Source organism: Bradyrhizobium diazoefficiens, assembly GCF_016612535.1.
In the GTDB taxonomy this organism is placed as follows: domain Bacteria; phylum Pseudomonadota; class Alphaproteobacteria; order Rhizobiales; family Xanthobacteraceae; genus Bradyrhizobium; species Bradyrhizobium diazoefficiens_C.
Window position 1 is genome coordinate 521,075 of sequence record NZ_JAENXS010000003.1, and the last position, 11,790, is coordinate 532,864.

The window sequence follows — 11,790 nt, forward strand, 5'->3', positions numbered from 1 at the left end:
GGAACGGTACTGTCAAAACTGGAGCTATAGTTTGGTTGTCGGGCTCCAACGAAAAAAACAGGTGTGACGAACACTAGGGGTCGCGAAAGCGATCTACAAACGAGAACGATGCGCGCGCAAATAAAGCGAAAATGCGCAATTCCCAAGGTCTGATCTAACAGGCTATGGCTCCGTCTCATCCATAGGCACGGTAAAGTGGTGGTACAGTTGCTGTAGAAGGTCATTGATACTTCGGAGGCTGGAACGGGTTTCAAACACCTACGCTCCTGCGTGGCTCAATACAAATAGAACCCATTCATTTGAACTCTCCTTTTCAGTCCACGCGATCTCCAGCTTCCGAAATGTCCGTGAGGTGATACTTGTATCGCCTTTTTTATTTTCGCCGCTTGTAGGCCAAATTTCACGAAGTTGCCGCCAATAGATGGTTCAACAGAGCCATCAAGAAAATGCTATTCTTGACACGTGATCGAGCAGCAAACATAAGTCGCGGCGGGAGTAGTCAGAGCGGTCTACCTGGCGAAGGAATTGTTTTTTCAATAGATCGCGGGGTGTGCGAGTCCCGCGTATTTTCCGTACGAAATCGATGTACGAGGATGTTTGCATATGAGCGACAGTAATCCTGCCATGGGCTGCCTCCTCATGCACCAGAAGGCAGCTGATCGAAGAACTACTGTGAGAGCGACTGATCGAGAAATGCGGCTGCTGCAATGATTCCAGCTACTAGGGCGCCGACTATCAGATTCCACGGGTGTGGAAGGGTAGAAAAGAAGGCCGCTGGTGCGACGAGTCCAGCCACAATGTGGATGAGGCCGCGAGTATTTACGGTGTTCATAGATTGAAGATGAGTTTTAGCTGCTCCTTTATCCCCTCAACGACCTGGCTCAACAAGCTCAGCTGTTGCGGAGTTGTCGGCGACTGAGGGTCAACATTTTGTATGGCCGTTGCGACCTGCTGTACCTGAGTTTCAGTGGTCGCTAAAGGCAGGAATGGTGTGGGGTCGACACAGCCGTTAAAGCCGTTGTCCTGGTTCAGTGGATTGCCGTTCTGATCCACGAATTGCATGCCAAAATGGCAGTGATCCCCCAATGATTCAAACGGGGCGCCTGTGTTGTCGGCGTAACCGATCAGATCGCCTGTTTTGACGTCGTGCCAACCGTTGTCGAAGGGAAGGGGTAGTCCATAATTCTGGTCCGTGTTCCCGATCAGATGCCAGTAGATTGTCTGGTAGCCGAGCTCCTTATTGAGCACATAGACACCTTCGCCGCCGTGCGCGTCCTTTATGTACATCGCGATTCCGTCGTGAGCGGCGTGTACAGGCTGGCCGTGTGAGGCCTGGAAGTCGACCCCCATATGGCCCTTCTGAGGGTTTCCGAACTTATCGAGGAAGCGTGCGTAGTAGGCGGGGTTTGATCCAAAGCCTTGTTTCACGTGAACCGGAGTAACTGGATACGCGAGAATGGGTTTCATACAGAATCGTCAGTACTTAAACTATACCATGCTATTGTGGGTCTATGATCGTCCTCTTGCTATTGGTGTTGTTCGGGATAATTGGAGCTGTGTCGTCAGACTGAAGGAGATCGTGGATATCCTGGACGAATCCGCTGTCTCCTTTCTTCATTGCAGCATCTATCTTTTTCAGATTCTTCGCGAGCTTGGCCTCTAGCTCGGCAGGGCTCAAGGTCTGCGCGCCTGGCACTTTATCGATGCCTAATAGTTTGGACGCCAGATCCCCAACGCCAGTGACTTTCAAGCCCTTTCCTACAAGACCACCCAGTTTTTGTAGTACGTTTGGCTGCTGCAAACGCTGTGTGAACGTGTTGACCTTCTTCTGCATCGTCTTCGAAAGATCGCGTACGGTATAAAGATCGGTAATTTTTGCGTCGAGCGCCTTGCTTTCATCACCTGGCATCAGATTGCGAACGGTCTGCTTCAGACCCATACGCGTATTCTCAGCGGCTTGCTTGGTAAGCCCGGAAGCGAGTTCACCATTCGCGTTATAAGCGTTTAGATCGCTACCGTGCATGCGCGCAATATCGTTGACGTCTTTCAGGGTGAGACCAGGTCCCTTTGTTGGGTGGAGCTTCGCGTCGTACGCTTTGATTTTTTCGAGATTCGCTACGTCATTCGTCTTCGTGTAGTAGGTTTTGAGCTGATCGATCGCATCCCGCACGAAGTTATGATGGATCGCGGTGTCGCCGACCTTCACTGGGGTGGCAAGTTGTTGAATTTTCCTGGGCGTTGTGTCCTGGCCAAGGAGAACGTCTTGTTGTTTCGATAGATCACCAATGGCCTTTGAAGCAGACTTATTTAGATCCTTGTAAGTCGAAATCTTGCTCGTATCGAGATTGGAAAGCCCGCGTCCGAAACTCGGAATATCTTCCGGTTTCCCTTGGGCGACTCGCCCGACAAGCTCATCAATTGTTGGTGTAGGGAGCAGCTTCTCCTTTACTGCATTGGCAGCATCAGAAGCGGCGCTCCGTGCCGTGCTCGCTACATCAGAGAGAGCCCCAGCCGCGGTTTTCGCGCCGTCCGCCACATCCTGAACAGCACTTCTTGCCCCTGGGGCTGCTTCCTCTCCACCTAGAAGGCTTCCTGTGTTGAAGACGTCGCCAAGCGACTTTGCTATCTCTGGCGTCATACCGGGTATTGCGTTGACTTTGTCGACGATCGCTTTGGTTATTTCGTCGAGTTTGGATTTTGCAGATTCGGGAAGCAGCGGAGTGATGGCTGAGCCGATAATGCCACCCGCTGTAGAAGCGATATCACCGACTACATGGCCGGTGCCTGCCGCAATAGCTGCGGCATCTGCAACAGGGCTGCCGCCCGCTTCCTTAGCGACATTTGGCTCGTTCTGAAGGTCATTCAGGACCTTCTGACCCCCTTGATTGAAGGTATCTTTGAGATTGTTCACTACTTCTGGAACATACCCCGTCTCGGGGAGCGTAGAACCAGGCGAGGCGGTGGCGAGCTGGTCTTTGTAAACGGGATACTTCGCTACAAAGGCGTTCACAAGTTCAGTGTCACTCTTCTTGTCGTATGCGCCGGGGTATTTCTGACGGATAGCCGCCGCCATTTGCTGCGTCGTATACTTCGGGCCTTGATTAGGTGGTTGCTGCGAAGGTTGGCTGACAGATCCGCCCATTTTTATGGCGCTAAAATCAATTGGCGAATGTGGTGCTGGCGCGGCTGCATTGGGTTGTTGGGCTGTGGGTTGCATACATTAGAAAAGACCAGCCGGATCATTAGGATTGGTAACCTGTGAGCCGAGGAAAGTTGAAATGTTCGCCGGGTCGCCTTGCTGTTGTAAGAGTAAGGAGTCTGAAGTGCTGTTTTTTCCGGGCGAGAACTTTTCCCCAACGCCGAACAGATTCCAAACTTGCTTTTGAGCTGAAGTGACGGCGGTGTTCACAACATTCGTGACTTTGGCTTCGTTTGCATTGATGGATTGTTTGAAAGCTTGCGCCCCGCCTTTGTTCAGGCCGTTGACGATCACGGCTGCAGCATCGGCCTTGTCAGTTTCAGTGGGAGTCGGAACTGTGCCGCCGGCCCCTACTGACCGGGAAGCGGCGAAATAGGATGCGAGGTCGTTTTGCATCGTGTGCAGGTCAAAGGCATATTTCTGCGTCGTCGGATCGTTCACCTGCCCAGTTGCGAACAGAGTAGCTACATTGGTCGGCTTGAGTGACGTAATGTCATTTCCGAGGTCTGCGATGAATTGATCGGCGGTCCCGCTCACTTCCTGTGCTGCGATGGTGGTGTTGTTCGCACGCGCGATGTTGTTTTGCACAACCTCGTTGTACGCCTTGTACTGCGACTGGAACGTAGAGATATCGACGCCATTCTTATTCAGCCAAGCCTGCGCCTCGTTCATGATCTGAGTGCGCTGAGCGACTGGCATGCGCGACATAGAGGCAGTGCCCTGGGTGAGGTAGTTGTAGGCGCCTATTGATAGGCCCGTTTGCTGAAGGATGCTCCCACCCTTCGAGTCGCTTCCTAAGCCGACGGGAGGCTCCGTCGGCGGCGGCGGAGTTGATCCTGCCTCTCCAGCAGCCTTACCCATCGCAGTGCCTTTCGCCGTCGCGAAGGCCTCCGCTTGCTTCGTTGCAGCGGTGGCAGCATCGTGAGCCTGCTTCCATTGATCGAATGGTTGCGGCTCGATGCCCGAGTTTGTGGCCTGCTGCTTGTAGAACAGATAAGACGCAATATCGGGGCTGGTCGAGGTTTGAATAGAACTGCCGGCGAGTTGAATGGCTTGGCTCACAGTTGTCGCCGATCCGATTTTAGCAATTATATCTGAGGAGGCGCCATTTTTCGCGGCTTGTGCCGCAATGTCCTGAATAGGCTTTGTAATAGTGTCGTATTGCACCTTGGCAGTATCCTGCTGTTGCTTGGTGACCGCAGCGAGCAGATCTTTGATGGAGTTCATCTTATCGACGTTCAGCTTGTCGTACTCGGTCTGAAGGTCAGAGACAGCTTTGGCATTCTTTGTCTGGTACGCAATTTGGGTCTGAAGCTTGAGGTTGTCTTCCTCGGTCTGGAGAGCGGAGACGCGTTTATCGGCTGCGGTGACCTGGTCACTCAAGAAGCTCTGGCTCATGGGGCCGAGTCCGCCGAATGCCGCCATTGATGTATTCGCGTTTCCGAGAAGAATCTTATTCTTGTTCTGCGTGTCTGCGATGAGAGCGCTGTATTTGTTGGAAATCGCATCAAGTGCAGCCTGGAGCGCAGGATCGTTCGCAGCGGTGGCTCTTGCTGCGTCAAGGGTCGATTGCACGTCGTTCATCTGCTGAGTCATGGCGTCGATCGACGCGTTGTAAGCAGCTGTGAGTTGAGGGTCGAGCGGACTTGTATGAACACTTGCGGCGTCCGTGGCCGGGTTGGTGCCGCTTGTATCCGCTGTCGTGGTTGGTGCGCCTGCATTCGCTCCAGATGAGCTATTTGGGGCTGGTGTACTCGTTTGGCCATTTCCGCTTGTCCCGCTCGTGTCAGTGCTATTTTGACCCGCTTGATACGATCCGACCCTGGCTGCGTAGGCTGAATAGCTTTCACCTGGAAGGACGTACAGGTTCGTGTCTACCGGCTTTGGCGTAGAGACCACTGGCTGTGTGTTCGCCTGAGCCTTCTGCATGCCGGCGACGGCGTTATTGTATTGCCCTTGCGCCTGTGTCGACGAGACGAGAAGGGATGGAGAGCTCGTACTGCTCGAGGGCGTTGATTTGGATGGCGTGCCGCCATTGTTTGCAGCTGTTGTTATAGGCGCTGCTCCGGGGATGCCGGGAGCTGTTGGTGCTGAAAGTGGCGCGGCTGCGTCTGCCATATCATTTGCTTACAACGATCGAGAAGTTGTTGAGCGTCGGGGTGCCACTACCAGTTTCCGAAAATTCGAGAGTCTGTGCATTCGCGAAGTTCACCGACTTCGTTGTAGAGAGATTGGCCGGACAAACCCACGATACCACTGCTGAGGTTGGTTGTACCGAGCCGCTCGTCTGCGTCAGAGTGATTTCTGCGGAGAGTGAATTGCTAAATAGAATCTGCATATGGAAGCCACAATCGAGCGTGGTTGAGTTGGCCCAGGGAGAAGTTGTAGTGATGGTCGCGTAGTTGTTGTAGTTCGTGTCTCGAAAGTTGAGAGTGCACGAATTTGTCGCTCCACCGTTCGCGCACTGGAAATCTCCATAAACGTCGATTGTAGAACTTGCAGTGAGTGTGCCGGCAGCAATTGTGATTGATGAGGATGTAGCAACTCCAGACATTGACGTGGTGCTCGCCATGGTGATGTGTGCCCCAGCGATTGCACTGTTGAACGTCACCCCTTGGTTGAAGGTGGCCGTTCCATTGAAGTTCGAGCTTCCGTTGAGATTCGCAGTGGAAGTGAACGTACTCGAAGCGTTGTCAATGAAGCCCCCTGTATTGAATGTCGCGAGGGCTGTGACGGTGAAAGCGGTACCGAGATCGACTAGATTCCAATTTATCTTACCGCTGTTTTGCGTGACGACGACATGCAAGCCCGCCACATCGTTTGATGAGGTCGCAAGTGAAGCGGGGAGCACAAGCCGGGCGGCTGTGGAGCCAGCCGAAGTGCTGGAGGCTGCTTGCGTGGCGGTGGCAAGTTGTGAAATACCGTTTACTGTCTCGGAAGAGTTGACCGCACCTGCAATCGAGACGGCAGCAAGCTTAGCGTAGGTGACGAAAGCTTCCGGGTTGACCGTCGACCATGATGCTGGCTCCGCATCGAGGTGGGGTATCGTGGTTGAGGAAAACGCGAGCGTACCGGTTGAGGTCGCATCGTTTTCAGGCGACCAGAGGCGCGCATAGAGCTGAGGGTTGTTTGAAAACACAACGATTGCTGAAGCAGCGTGGGCGTAGGCGGTTCCCCCAGTCGTATATGGGTACTTCGACAGCAATCCTCGGGTGAGACCCGTGAGCGTGGCAGTGTTGTCGCCGTTGTCAGTGATGCCAGTGAACGAGACGATTTCTTCGACCCCTTTCACTTTTGGATCGATCGTGACAGTTGGGCTGCTGCCAAAGTCGCTCATTGTGAGCTTGTTTCCGCTCAGGTCTTTCGGGTAAGGGACAACGCGCATTGAAGTGGCAGACGAGGAGATCGATCCATACAAGGTTATGGTCGGCGTCTCTACGAATTTCTGGGTAATGGCAGCGAACGCGATCGGCGCGGTTTGTAAAAGGCTTGCTGCTAAGGCTAGTCCGAGAACAAATTTGAGTGTGTGATTCATATGAGTATTATAGCAATGAATAAATCTCACTTTTTGTGCGAGATGTGTGCGGTGCCGCTATCCTGCATATTCGACCCATGCGCAAGGATAGCGAACTGAGCATCAAGATCGTCTGTCGCGTATTCGACGTAGGACTCGACGAACTGCTTTCGAGCCATGGTGTCAATCTGATAGAAGCGCGCGAGGATCGATCCGGAATAAGGGAGACCTGGTATGGCGCTTAATGAGGCGCCGCCGAGGGGATCAACCCCGAAGACGTCTGTTCCCAATGGGCTTGCTTCGGGGAGAACGGCAATGCTCTCATCGGAGCCCGTGATCGTGAGGGATTTGACGCCAAGGTAGCCATTGTAGCCAAAGTACTGGTACATCGTGATCGTCGCGTTCGGCGTTATATAACCGTCGGTCCAGTATTGAGACATCGATTTGACTCGTGTGCGGCTCCCTCCATTGTTGTAGGCAAAACGTGCTCGCTGCTTTATTTGCGAGCCGTTATCGTTAGTGCCGACGAAAAGCTTGTACGTCTCGTTGGTAGTCGAGCAATGGCCGTACAGCCAGCCGTCGATAACAGCTAAGCGCGAAACAGGAATGTACTGCGGCGGTTGCCATAGATTTCGCATCATATCGTAGATGAGGAGAATGCCCTGCGACGGGACAGTGATGTAGACCGCGCGCTTCCAGTACACAACGTGTGAATCAGTAAAGTCATATGCATCGAAATCGTCTTTGATCGGGTCAGAAAGCGGGACGTTTCTCCGGTCATTCGAGTTTTCAAGAGTTGCTTGTGACAGTGGCACGAGCGCGGGCTCATTTGAGATGTAGAGCGTGTTGTTCTTGATGGGACAGATTCCGTTTTTGGAATACACTCCGTCCGTTTTGGCCGTCTTGTAGCGGATGATGCGACAAAGTTCAGTGGTGTTGTCGGCAGACATATGAAAGTCAATCTGATCGAAGGAGTCCGAACCAGAGCCAAAAACAAGCGTATTCTGGATGTTTAGGATCTGCCTATCAGTGTCTACTGGGATGATGCAGGTGCACGGACCACTCGTAAGAGGTTGAAGGATTGGATCGCCCTGTGCTCGCGGGCTGGTCAGCGTGAAATTCGTATAGTCGTTCGCTTTGGAGCCGAAAATGAGGGCACTCTTGGTGCTTCCGAGATAAACGATGTTGAGCTGCGTCCCGATGAGGTCAGGATAGAACGAACCGTCGGCTGATGTAATGGCACTTGGAAGAGCGATCGTATCGGATGCCTGCCAAACCGAATCGCCGGCTGTCACGGTTGGGAATGAGGTAAGGCCGGTAAGCGTGTCAGTAGTTTCGCCTCCCGTGTACGTGTAAGAAACGCCGTTGTAGACGATTGCGCGGCCGCTGACTGAGCTGAAGAAGCGGGCAGATTTCCAAGTCGGCCCCGTCTGGTTGTATAGGGTGACCGTAGCTCCGGCTGCCTCACTAACGAGCACGTCCGACATAACTAAGGTGATCATTCCAGCTGCCACAGAGGCAATGGTGAAATTGCTGTTGTTGCTTGCGGACCCGGCGACATGAAGGATGTCCCCAGCCGCGAAGCCTGCTGAGACGAATGAATTTGACGAGTTGGTGATTGTCGGGGCGACAGACACGCCATCTCCGGCGTTGAAGGCGATTGTCGTAACAGCGGTTAGAACGCCTTGCTTAGTGACAGTGGTGCTCGTTGACGAGCGAACCTTTGAGACGCCGCCGCTCCAGCGGTGCATCTGCGCTCCATCTCCATTCACGAACAATAGAACGTCCGTTTGCTCCGTAAAGTCGAGTACGCGGACAAACTCGACGTAGGGCGATCTGAGATTGGTGAGCAACGAATTGTAGGTGCCATTCCAATCGAATTGGAGCGTGTGGTCGAAGGAGCGGAAGCTCAGAAACGTTCCCGTCGAGGTCTCCCACTCAAACGAACCTTTGATTCCGCCAGCATTTGTATTGGCCTGGTTGTAGAGCGTGTATCCGTTCCTGGAAATTACGCGATTGGCGTAGTCGACAAGGACATCACGGGAGCCTTTGACCAGGTAGTTCGGCGAGAGCTGGGTTATTTCCGGCTTACTGACATAGCCAGCAAAGCCTTGCGTGGTCGTGTAATCGTCCTGGACATCGGCCATTGGCGCGGCCAGCCATTGGCGATTCATACGTCCCAGGTATAGGTTCTGCTAATGGTCGGGATCGAATTTGAGGGAAAGTCTTGGAGGTATTGGGAATAGAGCCCCTGGTCTTTCGGATCGCGGATGTAGCGGTTGGGATTCGCTCCATTGAGCATGATGCGCCAGTCGTTGAGCTCTCGATCGCGGGTTAGCCCTTCGCGGATGTCCTGAGTGATGTCGATCATCATCTCCGCTTTTAGAATCTCGTAGGTAGCAGGGCCGACACACACGATGTCCGTGTCATCGACCGGCGTATACTCCCATGCTCCTGCCGCAGTTCTGAAGAGGCATTCGGAGTAGTATTCGAGTTCGTAAAGCTGGCCGAGCGAATCGGCCCAGCTGTCAACGATAAAGCCGGTGATGGCTGAGCCTGTGCTGTAGCTTACCCCGAGCCGTCGGTAGGTGTTCTTAGTGTCGTCAGGAGAGCCTACAGTCGTCTTGGTCTGCCAGTTGAATAGCAGGAGGTTCCATCCGTCTGTGAAGGCCGTTCCGTCTGCCTTCGTCGTGACGGTCTGTTTGATGTAATTCGATGCATCCGACCCTCGGCGGAGCTCGAAACTTATAAATCTGCTCGAAGTCCCCACAGGAAGGTAGACATAGAGCATAGAGGCGTCGTTGTAGCGATAGGCTGAGAGGTCCGTGATGGATGCTGTGGTGTTCACAATGTCGCCGGCTCCAGTTGAGCCTGAGAGTGTCATTCCGAGAGCGCTGGACCCCTGAACGAAGTTCAATTCCTCTGTGTAGAGGGTGTTCGCATCTCCCTCTGCTGCCCACGAACCATTCGCGGTCGAGCCTTCGAAAGTATCCATAATGAGGACATTGCCGAGCGGCAACCGCTGCGCACGCAGGGTCCGTACACCATTGTTCCAACCCAGCGAAATGGTGTTGGAATCGAGATGTTGCATGAATTGGCTTCCGGTAACCGCGCTAAATTCCGAATTGCCTACCAGGTTCTGGCGTCCAGCCTGGGGGCGAAGATCGATCGGAAGCTTGTAGTCGGTAGGAGCGGCGTAGGTTTGCACATTGTCGTAGAAAGGGGTGGTGAGTGTCGCAATGCGAACGGTCTCGGCCGGGTCGATGCGGGAGAGCATGCGGTTGGCGGCCGACCCAGCAATACCATAGAAGTCGGAGATTTCGTTCAAGCTCGTACCTTTGAGCTTGGGGGTGATGTCCTGCTTGAGCTGTGAAAGTGTGATTGAGAGCATATTAGAAAGTGAGCGAAGTCTTCATAGAGCACTAACGAGTAACTGAATTATATCATGCGCGTTTGAGAAGTTTTGACCGATGAGGATACCGAAGACCAGTACGAGCGCGATGATGAGTTTGCGCACTTTTCCATTCGTGTAGGTGATCTTCGTATCGACTCCGTCGACCTTCGTCTCAATCCGGTCGAGAGTCTTTTGGACACCATCGCGGTATGTTTGCTCTTCTAACGGCATACTCATTGAATGAAAAATCCGGTGCTTCCCCCACCAGTGTCTTGGTGCTGGTTGGAACCAATATCGAGGTAGGCGAGCGCTCCTGTATAACTTGCCGCTGTTTGTGTGAATGCACCACGGCCTGCTGCCTTTGCAGCCGCGAGGTTGATACGGAAGTCACCGTTTGCAGGATCAACCCATGGGGTCACATCGTTCGCATAGGTCACTGAACCGATAACTTCGGCAACGTCGGTGCCTGTGGTGATGTTGGTTTGACCGTTGGTGTTTACCTGCGTGCCTGCACCAAAGCCGTTGTTGATGAGTTGATAGAAACCGATACTGGGGTCCACTAGATTCAGCCCGTACCCGCCATTCTTTACAAAGTTGCAATTCTCGGCATAGACACTGGTAACACCACCGCCAGAGGCGACAAGGTATCCATCCAATGTGTTGTTATAGAAATCGCAGTTTACGAGTATTTCGATAGCGCCGTTACTCGTGCATTTTAATCCCGCCCCGGTGTTGCTTTCTGAAATACAGTGGTAAAGAACCGCACCACGCGAAACCCAACCATGTGCGTTTGCACCGCCCGTATTGTCGTGGGATATGCAGCGCACAAAGACGGTTGCACCTGCGGTTGAGGCAAAGCCTGCAAGATTTGCCGTGTTGCTCTGGTTGCAGTCGTAAGCCTCACACTCAATCACGCGGCACGCGGCACCGCCGCCTCCGCTCAAGTCCATGCCGTGTCCGCGACTATGTGCAAACACCAGTCTGCGGTATGTGGCAAAGGAGTTGCCTCCGACTGTGGTTGCAAAGAGGCTTGCCGAGCCGGTTGCGCCATTGTTCTGGAATATGAAATCTTCAATGTAGTTTTGCGCGACGTTGGAAATCGACAGCAATACATAGCTCGCGCCCAACGTTCCGCCGTCAATGGTAGCCTGGCCGCCATCTCCTGCCGTGGTCGTGTAGCCCTGCCATTTAATAGGCCCCGCTACGTTGTGGGTAATAGCCGCTGTGATGGAGTATGTCTGGTTGTTCTTAAAGTTGATGCGCGGACGGTTGTTACTACCATCTTGAAGGGTGGCAGTTGCAAACGCAAAAGGAAAGGCAACCGAACCACTTGGGCCAGCCCACGCACCACCCACGTTGATAGAGATACCTGTAGCTGCCGTGGTAGGCGCAGTGCCCGCCTTTAGGGTGCTACTTATTGTAATGTCAGTGGCGGAGACAGCAGTCACGCGACCAATGTACGTCGGCGTGGTGCTGCCGTCGGCAAACACATGTGCGAAGTCGCCTACCTTAACGGTAAGGGACGGGTTGCCACTAGTTGGCGTAAATTTGTTAGTGACCGTACTCCATGCACCGTTGGTGGCAGAGTAGACGGGAGTGGTAGACGGCTCGGTGTTGGCGTTGATGTGTCCACCATTCATGTTGCTGCCGCCCGAGACACAAAAGAATTCAGTGTAGGCCATA

7 protein-coding genes are annotated in these 11,790 nt (G+C 53.4%); all 7 read right to left on the reverse strand.

The annotated features are described in order from the left end of the window. Positions 1-828: 828 nt before the first annotated feature. Positions 829-1,467: a M23 family metallopeptidase gene (locus JJE66_RS33720; protein ID WP_200520079.1), complete on the reverse strand. Its 639-nt coding sequence runs from the start codon at positions 1,465-1,467 to the stop codon at positions 829-831. Positions 1,468-1,498: 31 nt separating this feature from the next. Continuing rightward, a complete protein-coding gene (locus tag JJE66_RS33725; protein ID WP_200520080.1) occupies positions 1,499-3,217 on the reverse strand; it encodes a hypothetical protein in 1,719 nt (572 codons plus the stop codon). 3 nt (positions 3,218-3,220) lie between these two features. After that, positions 3,221-4,795 (reverse strand): hypothetical protein, encoded by a 1,575-nt coding sequence (locus tag JJE66_RS33730; RefSeq protein WP_200520081.1) that lies wholly within the window; start codon positions 4,793-4,795, stop codon positions 3,221-3,223. A 523-nt stretch (positions 4,796-5,318) separates the two neighbouring features. Further along, the gene (locus JJE66_RS33735; protein WP_200520082.1) at positions 5,319-6,734 is read right to left on the reverse strand and encodes a hypothetical protein; all 1,416 of its coding nucleotides are present in this window, start codon (positions 6,732-6,734) and stop codon (positions 5,319-5,321) included. 26 nt (positions 6,735-6,760) lie between these two features. Beyond that, a complete protein-coding gene (locus JJE66_RS33740; protein ID WP_200520083.1) occupies positions 6,761-8,860 on the reverse strand; it encodes a hypothetical protein in 2,100 nt (699 codons plus the stop codon). A 23-nt stretch (positions 8,861-8,883) separates the two neighbouring features. After that, positions 8,884-10,041 (reverse strand): hypothetical protein, encoded by a 1,158-nt coding sequence (locus tag JJE66_RS33745; protein ID WP_200520084.1) that lies wholly within the window; start codon positions 10,039-10,041, stop codon positions 8,884-8,886. Positions 10,042-10,340: 299 nt separating this feature from the next. Beyond that, entirely contained in the window at positions 10,341-11,789 is a 1,449-nt protein-coding gene (locus JJE66_RS33750) for a hypothetical protein (RefSeq protein WP_200520085.1), read from the reverse strand. Position 11,790: the final 1 nt, after the last annotated feature.